Below are 16,894 nucleotides of genomic sequence, written 5' to 3'. Positions count from 1 at the left end.
GAATCTCCTCAGTGTGAAAATCCATTTCCCCAGTGACAAGATATCCGGTTGGGAAAAGATCGCTGAGACCAAGATAGGACGATCCTTCTCATCTCTGATCGGAGGAGCTTCAAAAACGGTCGTGTCTGTTGGGGTGTAGATCAATTCAGACTCCAGGCGTGACAGATACTGATCCCACATCCGGGAACCTGCGGTCAATCTCCAATATATATTATCCTTATTCATAAAGAACGCCGAAAAAGTCACCAGCATCTTGCCATAGAATAAATCAACTTCCGGAGGAGCCGGAGATGGTGAGATGCAGTCGCCAAAGTGGAACTGATGATGTTAGCCACATTACAGACACACAACTCCTCTTCTTGAACCAAGGCATAGGCGATCTTCATTCGGGTTGGATCCGCCAGCGCTTTAAACAACTGGACTGTCCCCATAAAATCTTCCGTTTCCAATGAGGACTGAACCCGTTATACTTTCCCTTTGTCGTAACAGTAAATATCTAACGATCGTCCGCTATAGACTCACCTTCCTCTAATAATCAAATGATCATTTTATTATAAAGTGTAGCGCCGCTGACTATTACAATTAAATGATTGTTAGAGTAATTTTCACCCTAGCGGAGGGGAATATTCATCGTAGAAACTCCATTCTGCGATATAATTAGGGGGTATTCCGTCGGAGAGCGTCCGTCAACGGGCCAATTATCCCACGGAATTTTCATCGCAGAATGATTTTCAAGGGAGGTTGCTTTGTGCATCCCACGGCCCCCCCATTTCCTCACCCCCTCTCGATCGAGGGTCAGTGTGACCGCCCGCCCTTAGCTACTACCATGGTTTATTTTACCATAGGACCGCACGAGTCAGGGTGGTCTATTGCTTTTTTGAATTCCGAATGCTCATCGACACCATACAAAAGGTAAAATGATGGGATCAGTTCGTATCGTAGATCAAAAAATCTTGTCGTCGACCCCCAGTAGTGTAAAAACCCCTGGGGATCGACGACAAAACCAAACCGGCTGAATCACTAGATGTAACAAGCTGTATGGCGATTCCTATTGTTTCCGTCAGGACTTTTCTGTATGATTAGAGTATCGGCAGATTGGCTTTGTACTGGGCTTTAGACGGGTTTCTAACGTACCTATGAGGAATTGAAACTTGATATCACCGTTTTCCATGCAGAGCAGAAAGCAAAGTTTCTAACGTACCTATGAGGAATTGAAACTCGGGAAACGTTGAAGCAGGTCTATACTCGGGTGTTTGTTTCTAACGTACCTATGAGGAATTGAAACCCCAACCTTCTTCCAGAACCTCTTGTCGAGAGGCTGGCCCGTTTCTAACGTACCTATGAGGAATTGAAACAGAATCTCTTGAATCAATTGTATTAGGGAAATAAAGTTTCTAACGTACCTATGAGGAATTGAAACCTCGACTCGCTCTCTAAAAAAGGATGACAAAATTTCGGTTTCTAACGTACCTATGAGGAATTGAAACTGTAAATCTGTGATGGGTGCAATTGTGACGGTCCTTCCGTTTCTAACGTACCTATGAGGAATTGAAACCGAATGGGGTTGATATTAAACGAGTTGCTGAAAAGCGTTTCTAACGTACCTATGAGGAATTGAAACTAGAACCATGTCAAAACCCACACCCCTGCAACAACGTTTCTAACGTACCTATGAGGAATTGAAACGGCGGTTGGCTGATTTGGGATGGAAAACGGTGGACTCAGGGTTTCTAACGTACCTATGAGGAATTGAATGCTGCCACAGCCTCTTCCGATGTAATGGTTACCAAGTTAAGAACAGCATGGTCTCCAAGGAGGATCTATCGACGGTGCCACCAAAGAGGATGTGGCTGAGTTCCGACAAGCCGTCTTGGGGGCCCTGAAGGGGATTCAGGAAAGGATGCCTTTTGGCACAATATCCATACTTAATGCCTTCGTTCACCCCCTTTGTAAGGGGGTTTATATTATAGTGGAGATCCCATAAATAATGGCAGAAGTTTCAGTCACCCAGAGAGACGATTAAAAATATGAACATTGAATATTATAAACAACCTAAAGAGATGGAGGAGTTTTTATGAAGATCAAGCCATTTGTGCTGGGGTCAGTTTTCGTGGTTGTGCTCTCTTTGTTTAGTGTAAGTGCTAATGTCGCGACAGCCAGTGAAGTAGGTACCAGCGAATATCTTAGTGAAACAGTAACGTTTAAAGAGACAGTCGATACACCTGTATTTACCCATGATGAAAAGAGAGGGAACTTGCAATTGGATACCTATGCAACATATGTAGCGGAGGCAACTGACTTTGACTATTTTGTGGTCACACTATATGAAGCCGGTTCAAATGTGGAGATGGGCAATAAGGTAGCGATCCGCACGGATGGGATAGATATTGCCGCCTGGGATGTCCCCAGTGGAAATTACTATTTCCGCTTCGAAAAACCTCGTAATGGTTTGGATCTCAAAGTAAAATACTCCGTCTACCCCTATAACGGTTAATAGAGGAAACCGCCTCTGACCTGTGAATGATCGGGTTGAATTTGTACGGATTTTCAAGTATGATCATACTAATTGAATAGTAGTGTTCGTTTCTGGAGGAGCCTGTCACCAAGGGGCTCCTCTGTTTTTTTTGAAAAAAACAGTCCTGAAGGAGGGATTAATCGTGTTTTTCTTTAAACTACTGATCATCTTACTCAGTACTAAATTAGCCGGAGATCTCAGCGTCAGGCTAAAACAACCTGCCGTTTTGGGCCAATTGGTTATAGGGATCATCATCGGTCCTGCTATGCTCGGATGGATCCAAGATTCGAAAATAATGGAGGAACTGAGTCAGATCGGCGTGTTACTGCTGATGTTCATGGCCGGACTGGAAACGGATCTCAAAGAAATGAACCGAAACAGAAATTCGTCCCTAGCCGTAGCAGTGGGAGGCGTTATTCTTCCCTTGTTGGGTGGGTACCTAGCGGGAAAAGCCATGGGAATGGAAGACATCCCCGCATGGTTTCTGGGGTTACTACTTTCGGCAACTTCGGTGAGTATCACCGTTCAGACTTTGCGGGATCTGGGCCAACTCCAATCGAGAGAGAGCGTCACCATCTTAGGAGCTGCCGTCGTCGATGACATCCTGGTCGTCGTCCTCCTCGCCTTTCTGATGAGTTTTGCCGGGACTGGAGACGTGAGTTTGGGCATGGTCATTGGTCAAAAAGTATTGTTTTTTATACTGGCGATCCCGATCGGTTGGAAGTTAGTCCCTTGGATGATGAAATGGTTTGCTTCCCTACGGGTATCAGAAGCTGTCATTAGTGCCGGATTGATCATCTGTTTTGGCTTTGCTTATTTGTCTGAAGAGTTGGGGGTTGCGGGAATCATCGGCGCATTTGCCGCCGGCTTGGCCATTTCCTACACACCACATAAAAAGGAGGTGGAACAGAAGCTGGAACCCATCGCCTACGCCATTTTTGTCCCGATCTTTTTTGTAAGTATCGGGATCTCGGTCTCCTTCCAGGGGTTAGGGGAACAGATGGGCTTCATTTTAGGTTTATCTGTACTTGCCGTCGCTACCAAATGGATTGGCAGTGGGATCGGCGCCCGTTTAACCGGATTTAACATGCGTTCATCCATAGGGATTGGTGCTGGCATGATCTCGAGGGGGGAAGTCGCTTTGATTATTGCCGCCATCGGTTTGGAAGCAGGAATTTTGGCACCGAAATTCTATACATCTATTATTATCGTGGTCATCCTGACGACATTGATCACCCCACCCCTCCTGAAAAAAGTGTTTGGGGCCTCGACAGAAGAATCCTAAGATAAGCGCAAAAACCGTCCATTTTTGAACGATTTTCATACACTAACAGCAAATGAAGTCTGAAACCTATGTAGAACCTTCTAAAATCAAATACCTATCCACCAACAAAAAAAGACACCCGGCATCAGGCGTGTTGATCAGCTATATTTTGGGTGGGGAGATCGTGTTCACCCACGCGACCGTTGCCATCCGGCAAGGAAGTGAAAACTGGCCGCTCCAAATTTGACCATCGGGCAGGAGCAAAGCCTTACGGAAGCAACACAGGGAGGAGGTTGCCCCTAACCCCCTCTCGTAAGACTTCTCCGCTGGGCAGGATGGCTTCTTTAATCTAGAGCTTCAGCTTTTTAAATTGTAGTGCCTGTGGCGCAACCTTGAATTCAAATTGTAGTGCCTGTGGCACAAAGGTCGCTTTGGCAGCACACGACTCCCTTCCGTTTCCCATTTTCTGGTTAATCAACAGCCCTGACCCGGCATATAGCCCAATGTCTTTGATTGAAACCACTCATTATTATTATTTCCGTTTTTCCTCCGCTTTTTTTCGCTATTTTTCCGACCTTTTTCCGGTCGGTTTTAGTTATTGGACGAAAAACGCATATCTGTTCTATTCTATGGATAGAAATAGTAACGAGCGGCAGGGTCAACGCCACCGCCGAGTAGCCGCCGCAGACAGGCGGCCACGGTTTACGGGAGAAGTATATAAAAGGTAAATGATGGGATCAGTTCGTATCGTAGATCAAAAAATCTTGTTGTCGACCCCCAGTAGTGTAAAAACCCCTGGGGATCGACGACAAAACCAAACTGGCTGAATCACTAGATGTAGCAAGCTGTATCGCGATTCCTATTGTTTCCGTCAGGACTATTCTGTATGATTAGAGTATCGATAGATTGGCTTTGTACTGGGCTTTTGATGGGTTTCTAACGTACCTATGAGGAATTGAAACATTCCTCCTTGAATTTGTCAATTTGTCCCTTTGTCCAGTTTCTAACGTACCTATGAGGAATTGAAACCTAGGAAACCGTCTGTCAAGAAAATAGCCCAGCACCTGTTTCTAACGTACCTATGAGGAATTGAAACACCCGTCTGGGGTGTTTTGTTTCTCCATTAACTACGGTTTCTAACGTACCTATGAGGAATTGAAACGAGATCGGGATCAAATAATCCTGAATAATGTAAGGTGTGTTTCTAACGTACCTATGAGGAATTGAAACCTGAATTTAGGGTACCATGATCGACAAAACTGCCTATAAAAATAATCGAATCCCCATAACAAAAAAAGTGGTCTAGTTACTCCTCCCTGGCGGTAACCCCCTCGGTCTCCACCATTCCGTCACACTGGGGGTGGTCAGCGGGAAAGATCGTCCACTCAACTTGCGGGAGCGACGCTTTGGCCATGTGATCCAGACCGATGCAGCCATCAATTCGGGAAACAGCGGCGGCCCCCTGATCAACACCCTCGTCGTCTATCCCTCCCAAGCCATCAGCTTCGCCATCCCCATCGACCTGGTGAAGCCATTGGTAAGGGATTTTATGTAACAAAAACACCGGCTCCCTGCATATCGAGGGAGTCGGTTCGTTTTCACGTCTTGCCCCCTAGGGAAGAGATCCTGTGCTAAATAAGTGACTTTTGTTCCTACAGGCACTACAATCGGCAGAGGTCCTTTGCGTAGTTTGCAAGAGATCAGAGACGGTCACACAGGCTCGCCCTCCGGCAAAGGTGGATCAGACCCACCTTAAAACGGCCTCGCCTTCATTTCCTTGCAATGGTCGCGAGGTCGAACACGTTCTCCCTATCCAAATATGAATAATCCACACGCTTCGAGTAAATTAAAACAATAGCTGACTGTGTATATGATTTTGATCGTACACAAAATTGCCTAATATGAAATATTGCACAATGGGCAATTTGTGATAAAGTATTCACCAGCAAAACATGTTCACCTTGAATGGAAGTGAATGATGAAAGATGAATAAACTCAGCTTGCGTGAACTTAAAAAGGAGGTTACGGCACACACCCTAGCAGAAACTGCATTCCAACTTACACTGGAACGTGGTCTCGACGGCTTTGTGATCGAGGATGTGGTACAACGTGCCGGTTATTCCCGAAGAACATTCGCCAACTACTACTCCTGCAAGGAGGAAGCGGTGGCGATGGGGGTTGTGCCATTCAGAGTCGACGAATTTATTGATGTGCTCAATAAGATTCCTAAAAACACATCCCCGTTGGATGTGATGTACCAATTTACCAAGATGCAACTAACAACAGAATATATTCGAAAAATGCGCCAACTCGTAGCGCTTTCCAAAGAGTATCCAACACTTGAACCGTACACCTTAAGTGTAATACACCGATTGCAAACAGCGGCTCAGGAGTTATTGAACGACTTATTTCATGAACTTTACCCCAAAGCGTACACCCAACTTCTCGCCGGCGCAGTTTACGTGGCCATTATTCCTTTGATTGACGGAAATCTCAGTGTACTGCTTCCGGGCCAATCCACAGATGAAGCCCCAAGCGATGCAACATCCTTTGAACAATACTTAAACACTGTATTCAGCTATCTGCGAAACGGATTCTAGAGCGTGTCTGGTAATTCGTTCTCGGTTCCGCTATGTGTTTTTTTACAAGAGATCAGTGACGATCATGCAGATTCGCCTACAGCGATGGATGGGATCAGACACATCCTCATATAAAAGGAGACAATATCGCACTATGTCCAAATTGTTGTACAGAATAGGAAAAACCTCCTACGACAAGCCATGGTATTTTATTTTCGGATGGGCTCTGATTCTTGGGCTCGTCATTGCGATGCTCGTCATGAATGGTGTAAGTATCAGTCCCGAGTTGAAACTGGAAGGCACAGAATCGCAAAAGGTTTTGGATGAACTGGAGAAAGAATTACCGGAAGCATCCGGCGATCAAGCCAGTGTCGTGTTTAAAGCATCCGAAGGAGAACGGCTGGACACACCGAAACGCTTGGCTGCGATTAGCAAGGCAGTGAAAGAGGTTTATGACAATAAGTATGTCATCAACCCTGCTGATTTGGCTGCCGCCGCCGCAAACGAAGCCTCTCAAGACAAAGCACAAGCTGAAGCACAGGCCCAGGCTGAGGCACAGGCTCAAGGGGAAGCCGGAACCCAAGCTCAAGACGAAGCACAAGCCAAAGCCCAAGCCGAGGCACAGGCCAAAGGCCAAGGAGGGCAGACTCCCGACAATGATTCCCTACCCTATGGCCCGCTCGTAATTGATGGAATGCCCGTGCCTGGGGTGTTGATTTCCTCCGACGGCAGTGTTGCCTTGTTCCAATTCCAGTTCACTGAACAGCAATCCTCTCTGCCCAAAAGTGCTCTGAATTCCATTGTTGATAAGGTCTCCAAAGCGGAGGACGGCACCGGGATCACTGTACTGCCAAGTGATTCCCTTAAGGCCTTGGATATTCCGATCGGTTCGAATGAGTTTTACGGATTGATTATCGCTGCAGCGGTTCTGATCATCACGCTGGGGTCGATCATTGCAGCTGGTTTGCCCATCGTGACAGCGCTCTTCGGCGTCGGTATTGGTGTCGGCGGTGCCTTCGCCCTTTCCAACTATGTTTCGATGACATCTGTCACACCTGTTTTGGCCTTGATGATTGGACTGGCAGTGGGTATCGATTATGCACTGTTTATCGTGAATCGCCAGCGAAATCTCATTTTCGACCAGGGACTGACCGCACGTGAAGCTGCAAGCCGAGCGATCGGCACAGCAGGAAGCGCAGTATTTTTTGCTGGGCTGACGGTGATCATCGCCTTGAGTGGATTGTTCGTGATCGGTATTTCCTTCTTGAGCATGATGGCCCTCGTTGCCGCGGTTACCGTTTTACTCAGCGTGTTGATCGCCCTCACACTGCTACCGGCGTTGCTCGGCCTGGTGGGTGAACGCATCTGCTCCGACAAGGCCCGCGAAAAGAGACGTTCCAAGGCAGCAGAAAAGCAAAATGGATTCGCGAAAAGCTGGGTGCAGGGAATCGTTAAATTCCGTTGGCCTGTCATTGTCGCTGTGATCGCCATCCTTGGTGTTGCGGCCATTCCCGCTACAGAAATGGAACTGGGGATGCCCTCTGGCGGTACTGCTAACTTGGATACCTCCGAACGGCAGAGTTATGACGCCATCTCCGACAGTTTCGGAGAAGGGTTCAACGGTCCGCTTCTCATCGTCGCCAAACCCAAAGATTCTTCTGAGAAGATCACACCGCAAGTGCTGAATAAGCTCGTCCAGGATCTGCACAAGGTGAAAGATGTTTCAGTGGTATCGCCTATGGGTGTTAAAGAAGAGGGAGACTTGGCTATCTTGAGCCTGATTCCCGAAACAGGCCCATCCGATGCCGCAACCAAAGACCTTGTAGAAGATCTGCGGGATACAGATTCAAAGATAGCAAAAAACCACGACGTGAAGCTTCAGGTGACTGGATTCACCGCAGTCACCATTGATATGTCGGAAAAGTTGGCGGAGGTCTTCCCGATTTATATCGGTATCATTGTCATCCTCTCGCTGATCATTCTGCTCTTAGTCTTTCGTTCCATCCTGATCCCGATCAAGGCAACCGTTGGGTTCCTGCTCAGCATACTTGCGACCTTCGGGATCACCACAGCCGTGTTCCAATGGGGATGGTTCAAGGACATCTTCGGATTTGACACCGGGGGTCCCCTGTTGAGCTTTATCCCTATCATCGTCACAGGAATCCTCTACGGACTGGCGATGGACTACCAGGTGTTCCTCGTCTCTTCCATGCGTGAGTCTTATGTCCACGGACATCGAGGCAGAGAGAGTGTGATTCATGGATATGAACAGGCCAGTCGAGTCGTAGTGGCTGCTGCGATTATTATGGTCTCGGTATTCGCAGGCTTCATCTTCACCGATGATATCATGATCAAACAAATCGGTTTCGCATTGGCGATCGGTATTTTAATTGATGCCTTTGTGGTTCGCATGGCGCTGGTTCCCGCCGTAATGGCTCTCTTCGGTGACAAGGCTTGGGGGCTGCCAAAGTGGCTGGACCGCATCCTGCCGAACTTGGACATTGAGGGTGAAAAGCTGATCCAAGAACTGAATGCAAAGGATAGCAAAAACTGAGGAAACCCTCACTTTCCTCAGCAGCAATGAGCGCCGATCCAACCTGTATAACAGGTTGGATCGGCGCTTTTCTTGTGGGCCCGAACAAAAACCATCCCGACTAAAAGTGTTATGATACCCTGCGTTTGCAGACGGTCGGGTATAGGGATAAAAGATAACGAGCCAAAGACGCTCCATGTTTATTTCACAATGCTCCTAGGATTGTGGGGTGGTTTCCTTTCCCCGCAAGGGTGGGCCAGCTTCTCATCTCCGGCTCACCTCCGCACTCCTCCTAAAACCAGATCATAGCCACATATCCGCTGAGAATTCCGAGTAACAGGATCATTCCTGCCAAGGCAGCGATCACTCGCCAGGGTAACGCCCGGCTCACCATGATCGCTGACGGCAGACTGATGACCGGAAGGGTAAATAGGAGTGCGGCGGCAGGTCCGGCACCTAAACCCGCAGCCATAAGCGTCTGCGCAATGGGAATCTCTCCCGCTGTGGGGATGACAAATAGCAACCCTGCCAAGGCAAAGCCGATAATCGCCAGGGAACTATTGCCCCAGTCCGGGTTGATCGTGGGAAACAACCAGGCCCGCACTCCCCCCAGGATCAAGACCGTAATCACATAAGTAGGAAGGATAGTGAAGGTCAATCCTTTCAATTGCTTCCACCAACGATGAAAAAATGAGGGTTGCGACAGCGTCTCTTCCTGAGACAGGAGGGATAATTTTCTCCATCTCCACCGCTCTTTCCGGTGCCAATCGGTTCAACTGATGACTTACTCCAAACACCAGGATCCAACCCAGCAATACGCGGAGCACCACGAACTTCCAAGGAAGGATAAAAGCCATGAAGACCAGGACAGCTGGATTGAGCGCTGTATTGCTCGTCCAATAAGCGATGGCAGCCCCGACAGAGCTTTGACTCTTCCGCATCCCAATCACGACTGGAGCCGCACAGCAAGTGCACATCATGCTCGGCATCCCGCACAAACCGCCTACCATGGTGCTTTTGAAGGTTCCCCCACCGAGCCAACGGACCAGTCCATCCCGGGGAATCAGTACTTGAATCAGAGAACCGAGGACAATCCCGACGATCATCGCCTGCCAGATCGCCTGAAAGTAATCGAGACTATAAGAAAGCGCGGCGTTCCAGGAAGGTGCCGGCACTGTAGCGGATTCCCCGGAGATGATGGGAGGTCCGATAGAATGCTCAGTCATTGCCCGGATCGCTTTCTCATAATAGGGGGCCCATTTCACAAGATACAGCCCCACGACGGCGATTAGCAGGAAGACTATAAGTCCAATCCATTTCTTCTGCCGCAACACTAGATGATTAACAGTTGTCACAAATGACCTGACGCTCCTTTCAAAGGATTTTATCCACCAGATTTTCGTTTACGATCATACCATACATCTGTTTGTTTCTGGAATCTCGCACTTATACGTATTTACACCAAAAAATACCTACTTTTAAACTCGCCTTCTGAACATACCTCTGGAAGCGCTGTGAGTAAGGCATCCTTTCGCCTCGGATTGCTTTTCTCCCCCACGTGATCAGGGAGAGTTGCGGTTCCCATGGAGTGATTTTGGCAGTTCAGAATAACGAAAAGCTCATGTAAAATCCCTTCCCGATCGACTCAGATTGTATGACATCACAACACTTATAGATGCTATCCATCTCACTTTAGTCACTATATTTTCCGCATTTTTATCTCCATGACTGTTGACGAAACTTTATAACCTGCTAAAATGGGATCTGAACCACTGAGAATGAATATCAATTTTATTAGAAAAGAATATGGAGAAGGATTTCTTGTGAAACTGAGATATTTATTGATCGCATTACTTGTCTTGTCCGTCATCTCCATTTTTGTAGGAGTCCAGGAATTGACTCCCCTCGATCTTCTCCATCTGGAAGGGGATCAATCTCTGATTTTGTTGAGCAGCCGGTTACCCCGCCTCATCAGCATCATTATCGCCGGAACCAGCATCAGTATTTGCGGTTTGATCATGCAACAGCTCAGCCGCAATAAATTTGTCTCTCCGACCACAGCGGGAACAATGGATGCGGCCCGCCTGGGCGTCTTGGTCTCTCTACTCGTCTTTACATCGGCGAGTCCGTTGACCAAAATGTTCGTCGCCTTCGCCTTTGCGTTGGGTGGAACTCTGCTGTTTATGAAAATTCTGGACAGCATTAAAATGAAAGACGCCGTTTTTATTCCCCTCGTCGGTCTGATGTTTGGCAATATCATCAGTTCGATCGCCACCTTCATCGCCTATAAGTATGATCTGATTCAAAATATGTCCTCATGGCTACATGGAGATTTCTCCATGATCGTCTCGGGACAGTTTGAATTGATCTACATAAGCATCCCTCTGCTGATTCTTGCCTACTTTTTTGCAGATAAATTTACAATTGCAGGAATGGGGGAAGAGTTTGCAAAAAACCTGGGATTGAATCATCGCCAGGTGGTCCGGATCGGCCTGATCATCGTCTCCATGGTAACCGCCTGTGTCGTTTTGACCGTGGGTATGATCCCCTTTCTCGGCCTGATCATCCCCAATATCGTTTCCATCTACCAAGGAGATCATCTGAAGAAGAACCTTTCGCATACAGCCGTACTGGGAGCGGTTTTCGTATTGTTCTGTGACATCCTCGGGCGAATCGTCATCTATCCCTATGAGGTGTCGATCAGTTTGACTGTAGGGATCATTGGAAGTGGAATCTTCATTTATCTGTTGTTGAGGAGAAGGGCATATGACACCTAAGTCCAAAACCATTCTACTCACGGTTATTTCCGCCATCGTTGTCGCAATCTATCTGTTCTTTGACCTCAGGGGGAGTTGGGATTATGCTCTTCCGCGACGGATCGCCAAAGTCACCGCCATGATCCTGACCGGTGGTGCCATCGCTCTTTCCACCACCATCTTTCAAACGATCACCAACAACCGGATCCTGACTCCCAGCATTATGGGTCTCGACTCTCTGTATCTACTCATCCAGACGCTCGTGGTCTTCTTGGTGGGTTCCACTACCCTGACCATGATGAATAATCATATCCACTTCCTGATGACCATCGGAATCATGATCTTGTTCTCCGGTGTGTTGTACAAACTGATGTTTCAGAGCGGACGGAATGTCTATTTGCTACTCCTGATCGGGATTATCTTTGGAACTCTGTTCCAAAGCCTGTCTTCCTTTATGCAGATCCTGATCGATCCCAATGAGTTTCAGATTGTACAGGACAAAATGTTTGCCAGCTTCAACAATATCAACACCGAATTACTCTGGATCGCAGGCGCCTTGATTTTGGTGGTCATCCTCTATTTTCTGCAGTTGGCCAAATACCTGGACGTCCTGTCTCTGGGACGGGACCAGGCCGTCAATCTCGGGGTCGACTACGACCATGTGGTCAAACATTTTCTAGTCATCGTCGCCATCCTGGTCTCCATCTCGACAGCACTGGTCGGACCCATCACCTTCCTGGGATTGCTGGTAGTGAATGTCACATACGAGCTTATGAAGACCTATCGTCATCGATATTTACTCGTAGGGTCCTTTTTGATTAGTATCATCACACTGGTCGGGGGGCAACTGATGGTGGAGAAAGTATTCAGCTTCTCCACTCCGTTAAGTGTCATCATCAACTTTGTCGGTGGGATCTACTTTATCTATCTGCTGTTAAAGGAGAGTCGAACATGATCCAGGTGAGCCATCTCTTTAAAAAGTACGGCCGCAAACAGGTGATTAAGGATGTGTCCCTTCAAATTGAAAAAGGGAAGATCACCTCCTTCATCGGACCCAACGGTGCCGGTAAGAGCACGTTGTTATCGATGATCAGCCGACTGATTGCAAAAGACGCCGGTGTGGTCACTATCGATGACCAAGACCTCACCAAAAGTAAAAACAGGGATCTCGCTAAAAAAATATCGATTCTGAAACAGTCCAACTTCACCACCCTCCGTTTGACCATCCGGGAACTTGTTTCCTTCGGGCGCTTTCCCTACTCACAAGGACACTTGACAGAGACCGATTGGAAGCATGTCGATGAAGCCATCCGCTACTTGAATTTGGAGGAGATCCAGCATCAATATCTGGATCAGCTGAGTGGCGGTCAACAACAACGGGCATATATCGCCATGGTGGTTGCTCAGGATACGGAATACATTTTACTGGACGAACCCCTGAACAATCTGGATATGAAACATGCCGTCCAGATCATGAAGATCCTACGCAGACTGGTCGATGAGCTGGGAAAAACCGTGGTGATCGTTATTCATGACATCAACTTCGCTTCCTGTTATTCCGATCATATCGTCGCACTCAAAGACGGAAAAGTGGTGCGGGAAGGCCCCCCTCACGAGATGATCCACTCTTCCACCCTGAAAGAGATTTACAACATGGATTTCAATGTGGAACATTTCGGAGATCACCGGATTTGTCTGTATTACACCTAAGGTAGTAACTCCATCTACCGGATGATCGATGATCCATTCGCTTGCAAGGAGAAATCAGGCTTGTTGATTAGCCATATTTCAGGGAGTAAGTAAGGTCGGGATGGTGGAGCCTTTGTGCTCTTTACAAGAGATCGTAGCCCTCCCCCCATCTCGTCCCCTCAAGCCATATTTTAAGATGGGGGCAAGGGGAAGAGGGAAAGGGTCGTTTCGTTCCCATCATCCACTTTATGGTTCATCAATAGCCCTGACCTATTCTATATAAGAGGTGAGCTTACATGAGAAAGAGGATGTCGATGTTTTTCATTCTCGCTGCTGCTTTTGCCTTAGTCATCGCCGGTTGTGGCCAAGACAATGATGCATCCTCCACTTCCGACAAGGAAGAAACCCTGACCGTCAAACATGAACTGGACGAAACCAAGGTGAAGAAAAACCCGAAAAAAGTGGTGGTCTTTGACTTCGGTACCCTGGACACACTGGACAAATTGGGAGTGGAAGTGACCGGCCTCCCCCAAGAAAATGTCCCAAAATACCTCTCCAAATTCCAAGACGACAAATATGAAAATGTAGGCAATCTGAAAGAGCCCGATTTTGAAAAGATCCATGAGACGCAACCGGATCTGATCATCATCTCCGGAAGACAGTCAGATCTGTACGATCAGTTCAAGGAGATTGCCCCAACCATCTACATGGGAGTCGATACCAACCGGTACATGGAATCTTTCCGAGAAAACGTAACCCAACTAGGCAAGATCTTCGATAAAGAATCAGAAGCAAAGAAGGAATTGGAAGCGATTGAAAAAGACATTGACAACCTGAAGGAGAAAGCGAAGTCCTCCAACAAAAACGCCTTGATCATTCTGGCAAACGACGGGAAAGTGAGTGCCTACGGAGCAGGATCACGCTTCGGCCTGATCCATGATGTCTTTGGCGTCCAGCCTGTAGATAAAAACATCAAAGCTTCCACCCACGGGCAAAGCATTTCCTTTGAATACATCGCTAAAAATAACCCGGATTACCTCTTCGTCATTGACAGAGGTGCTGTAGTCGGCGGCCAATCCTCCGCTAAACAAGTGGTAGAGAACGATCTTGTCAAAAAAACCAAGGCATATAAAGAGAAACAGGTCACCTACCTGGATCCCAACTATTGGTACCTCTCTGGAGGTGGCTTAGTTTCCCTCAATGAAATGGTGAAACAAGTGGATCAGGCTCTGAAATAAAATAAGCGCCCCTTCGGGGCGCTTATCCTTTTACTCTCTGATCTCAGCTGCATATCAACCTACTGAGTCCATTTTTTTACTTTGTCCTTATTTTTCTCCACCCATTCCGCAGCTGCTTGCTCCGGTTCTTTTCCGCCATCAATCATCAACATCACTTCCCCCATATCCTCCGGGGTCCAATAAAACTGGTCCATGATTTGATAAGCTTCGGGGTTTTTCTCTTTCAAATCTTTGCTGACAATGGTATGGATCTCCTCGGACTGCCCAAACTCTTTTTTGGGATCATCGAGGAATTTCAGTTGGAATTTAGCAAACTTCCAATGAGGTTGCCAACCGACCACGACGATGGGTTTCTTTTCTTTATAAGCCTTAGCCAGGGAAGAAGCCATCGCCGCACTGGAACTCTCCACCAACTCCATATCCAGATCGTAATCTTTGATCAGCTTTTCCGTCTGCTTATTCATGTTGGCCCCTGCCTCGATCCCGATGATCTGGTGATCAAATTGGTCTGCATCCTTTTTTAGATCATCGATGGAGTTCGCTTTTACATATTGGGGGACCACTAAGCCCAGCTGAGTTCCCTTCAGGTTGGGCCCCAGATCTTCCAGTTTTCCTTTGTACTTGTCCATATAGTTTCGATGTTGAACGGGAAGCCATGCGGCTACGCTTCCATCCGCATCCCCACTGGCTACTGCCGCAAACATCGGCCCCACATCCACTTCCTGCATCTTCACCTGAAAACCTTGATCCTCCAGCACTTTCTTCAGCACATGAGTACTAGCCACCTCAGAATCCCAGTTCACATAGGTCAGCGTCACACGATCCTTCTCCGGATCCTGGGGTGTATACAGTGTGAAAACCGCCAAAGCCGCAATAAGGAAAAGAACCAGCCAAATCCACCCCCGCCGATTTCCTTTCCCCTTGTGACTTTTCGCTTTTTGACGTTCGCGCCCCAAGCTCTGAGTGACACGGTCCAGTACGATCGCGATGATCACGATACAAAGGCCGCCTTCAAACCCTTTCCCCACTTCCAAGCGGGTGATGGACTGCAGAACCACTGTGCCCAATCCACCCGCCCCGATCATCGAGGCGATCACCACCATGGATAGTGAAAGCATAATCGTCTGGTTGATCCCCGCCATGATCGTGGGCTTGGCCAGCGGGAGTTGAACCTTGAACAATTTTTGGAGCGACGTAGACCCAAACGCATCCGCAGCTTCGATCAGATCTGCCGACACCTGACGAATCCCAAGATTGGTCAGACGGATCGTTGGCGGCATGGAGAAAATAATTGAGGCAATGATACCGGGAACCGCCCCCAGGGAGAAAAAGAAGACTGCCGGAATCAGATAGACAAAAGCCGGCATCGTCTGCATGAAGTCCAACACCGGCGTGATCAGGTGTTGGGAAGACCGGCTACGGGAAGTCCAGATGCCGAGAGGCAACCCGATGATAATGGACAGCAATGTGGCAGTCAACACCATAGCGATCGTTTCAACGCTTGCCTCCCAATACCCCAGGTTGTCAATTAATAAACAACCGAAAAAAGTGAGCAATGCGATGGATAACCGACTCGCCCAAAAGACGAGCACCGTCAATACCAGGGCTGTAATCATCGACGGCAGGATCATCAACGCAGATTGGAAGAAAGACACCGTCGGTTCAATCAACTCAGTAATCATGGCAAACAATGGTGCCAAATGCACTTGGAGCCAGTCCACAATTTGATCGACCCATTTATCCATGGGAATTTTGGGAAAACTCATGATCCTTCACCCCGCTTTCGGCGAGAGTCGAGATCATCCATACTTCTCCCCGAAACCCACTTCACAGCCGACTCCGGAGAAGTGTCTGAACATCTGATGAGATCTTTCGCTGTAGTTACCTTCAAAAACAATCTCCTTTCGATGTCATTTTTTTCAATCTACTTGTGAAAACTCAACCATTGATAGTTTAACATAGATCGATTTGGTGATTTAAAGCATATCTAACAGATGGCGGTAAATCGGAAACTTATACTCTGACTTGCATGAGAGATGGACAAGCAGGGCTTTGAATTAACCTAAAGTGGATGACGGAAACGAAACGATCTTTTTCGTTCTTCCCATTGTCTCCATCGTATAATATGGCTTGAGGGGACGGGGATGGTGGGCAATATATCATGGCGGTCAAGTCAACGAGATGAACTTAGACGAAGATCTGATCCATTGGGAATATATACGCAGTCAGGGCTGTTGATTAACCAGAAAATGGGCAGCGGAAGGGAGTCGTGTGCTGCCAAAGCGACCTTTGCGCCACAGGCACTACAATCTCGATGGGC

Annotated in this window: 13 protein-coding genes and 2 CRISPR repeat arrays; of the genes, 8 read left to right on the top strand and 5 right to left on the bottom strand. The window is 47.6% G+C overall.

The window, feature by feature from the left end:
* Positions 1-242 precede the first annotated feature (242 nt).
* Entirely contained in the window at positions 243-416 is a 174-nt protein-coding gene (locus JOD24_RS10510; protein WP_380165369.1) for an ArsR/SmtB family transcription factor, read from the bottom strand.
* A gap of 705 nt (positions 417-1,121) precedes the next feature.
* Positions 1,122-1,756: a CRISPR direct-repeat array (repeat unit 30 nt; unit sequence GTTTCTAACGTACCTATGAGGAATTGAAAC).
* A gap of 318 nt (positions 1,757-2,074) precedes the next feature.
* Between JOD24_RS10510 and JOD24_RS10505 the strand changes: the two genes are divergently transcribed.
* Together JOD24_RS10505 and JOD24_RS10500 are read left to right on the top strand one after the other, a co-directional pair.
* On the top strand, positions 2,075-2,494 hold the full coding sequence (locus JOD24_RS10505) for a hypothetical protein (protein ID WP_380165371.1): 420 nt from the start codon (positions 2,075-2,077) through the stop codon (positions 2,492-2,494).
* Between the two features lie 160 nt (positions 2,495-2,654).
* Positions 2,655-3,800, top strand: a complete 1,146-nt coding sequence (locus tag JOD24_RS10500; protein ID WP_380165486.1) for a cation:proton antiporter — start codon at positions 2,655-2,657, stop codon at positions 3,798-3,800.
* 911 nt (positions 3,801-4,711) lie between these two features.
* Positions 4,712-5,009: a CRISPR direct-repeat array (repeat unit 30 nt; unit sequence GTTTCTAACGTACCTATGAGGAATTGAAAC).
* Between the two features lie 76 nt (positions 5,010-5,085).
* Here JOD24_RS10500 and JOD24_RS10495 read toward each other — a convergent pair.
* The gene (locus JOD24_RS10495) at positions 5,086-5,337 is read right to left on the bottom strand and encodes a hypothetical protein (RefSeq protein WP_429246891.1); all 252 of its coding nucleotides are present in this window, start codon (positions 5,335-5,337) and stop codon (positions 5,086-5,088) included.
* A 427-nt stretch (positions 5,338-5,764) separates the two neighbouring features.
* On the opposite strand from JOD24_RS10495, the gene JOD24_RS10490 reads away from it, so the two are divergent.
* On the top strand, positions 5,765-6,379 hold the full coding sequence (locus JOD24_RS10490; protein WP_380165377.1) for a TetR/AcrR family transcriptional regulator: 615 nt from the start codon (positions 5,765-5,767) through the stop codon (positions 6,377-6,379).
* A gap of 133 nt (positions 6,380-6,512) precedes the next feature.
* Positions 6,513-8,912 (top strand): MMPL family transporter, encoded by a 2,400-nt coding sequence (locus JOD24_RS10485; RefSeq protein WP_429246890.1) that lies wholly within the window; start codon positions 6,513-6,515, stop codon positions 8,910-8,912.
* A gap of 271 nt (positions 8,913-9,183) precedes the next feature.
* On the opposite strand, the gene JOD24_RS10480 is transcribed toward JOD24_RS10485, so the two are convergent.
* The gene (locus JOD24_RS10480) at positions 9,184-9,522 is read right to left on the bottom strand and encodes a permease (protein WP_380165488.1); all 339 of its coding nucleotides are present in this window, start codon (positions 9,520-9,522) and stop codon (positions 9,184-9,186) included.
* Positions 9,449-10,246, bottom strand: coding sequence for a permease (locus JOD24_RS10475; protein ID WP_380165381.1), 798 nt, complete (start codon positions 10,244-10,246; stop codon positions 9,449-9,451). Before JOD24_RS10475 ends, JOD24_RS10480 begins: the two co-directional genes overlap by 74 nt.
* A gap of 468 nt (positions 10,247-10,714) precedes the next feature.
* Here JOD24_RS10475 and JOD24_RS10470 point away from each other — a divergent pair, with 468 nt between their 5' ends.
* The 4 genes from JOD24_RS10470 to JOD24_RS10455 all read left to right on the top strand — a co-directional run bounded on the left by JOD24_RS10470 (position 10,715) and on the right by JOD24_RS10455 (position 14,574).
* Complete coding sequence (locus JOD24_RS10470; RefSeq protein WP_380165383.1) at positions 10,715-11,668, top strand: ABC transporter permease; 954 nt, start codon at positions 10,715-10,717, stop codon at positions 11,666-11,668.
* The gene (locus tag JOD24_RS10465; RefSeq protein ID WP_380165385.1) at positions 11,658-12,602 is read left to right on the top strand and encodes an iron chelate uptake ABC transporter family permease subunit; all 945 of its coding nucleotides are present in this window, start codon (positions 11,658-11,660) and stop codon (positions 12,600-12,602) included. Before JOD24_RS10470 ends, JOD24_RS10465 begins: the two co-directional genes overlap by 11 nt.
* Positions 12,599-13,357, top strand: coding sequence for an iron ABC transporter ATP-binding protein (locus JOD24_RS10460; protein WP_380165387.1), 759 nt, complete (start codon positions 12,599-12,601; stop codon positions 13,355-13,357). The genes JOD24_RS10465 and JOD24_RS10460 overlap by 4 nt, the downstream gene beginning before the upstream one ends.
* Positions 13,358-13,632: 275 nt before the next feature.
* Positions 13,633-14,574, top strand: coding sequence for a siderophore ABC transporter substrate-binding protein (locus JOD24_RS10455; RefSeq protein WP_380165389.1), 942 nt, complete (start codon positions 13,633-13,635; stop codon positions 14,572-14,574).
* Positions 14,575-14,633: 59 nt separating this feature from the next.
* Here JOD24_RS10455 and JOD24_RS10450 read toward each other — a convergent pair whose 3' ends face one another.
* Complete coding sequence (locus JOD24_RS10450; RefSeq protein WP_429246889.1) at positions 14,634-16,340, bottom strand: ABC transporter permease/substrate binding protein; 1,707 nt, start codon at positions 16,338-16,340, stop codon at positions 14,634-14,636.
* Positions 16,341-16,894 lie beyond the last annotated feature (554 nt).

It is taken from the genome of Kroppenstedtia sanguinis (assembly GCF_050433445.1).
Taxonomy (GTDB): Bacteria; Bacillota; Bacilli; order Thermoactinomycetales; family DSM-45169; genus Kroppenstedtia; species Kroppenstedtia sanguinis.
Note: the sequence above shows the minus strand (reverse complement) of the source record. Positions and strands in the feature narration are given on the sequence as shown.

Bases quoted from the DNA above. Each gene is read 5' to 3' on its own strand.
- JOD24_RS10485 (WP_429246890.1), top strand. From the start codon at position 6,513: ATGTCCAAATTGTTGTACAGAATAGGAAAAACCTCCTACGACAAGCCA.
- JOD24_RS10455 (WP_380165389.1), top strand. From the start codon at position 13,633: ATGAGAAAGAGGATGTCGATGTTTTTCATTCTCGCTGCTGCTTTTGCC.
- JOD24_RS10505 (WP_380165371.1), top strand. From the start codon at position 2,075: ATGAAGATCAAGCCATTTGTGCTGGGGTCAGTTTTCGTGGTTGTGCTC.
- JOD24_RS10450 (WP_429246889.1), bottom strand. From the start codon at position 16,340: ATGAGTTTTCCCAAAATTCCCATGGATAAATGGGTCGATCAAATTGTG.
- JOD24_RS10490 (WP_380165377.1), top strand. From the start codon at position 5,765: ATGAATAAACTCAGCTTGCGTGAACTTAAAAAGGAGGTTACGGCACAC.
- JOD24_RS10465 (WP_380165385.1), top strand. From the start codon at position 11,658: ATGACACCTAAGTCCAAAACCATTCTACTCACGGTTATTTCCGCCATC.
- JOD24_RS10460 (WP_380165387.1), top strand. From the start codon at position 12,599: ATGATCCAGGTGAGCCATCTCTTTAAAAAGTACGGCCGCAAACAGGTG.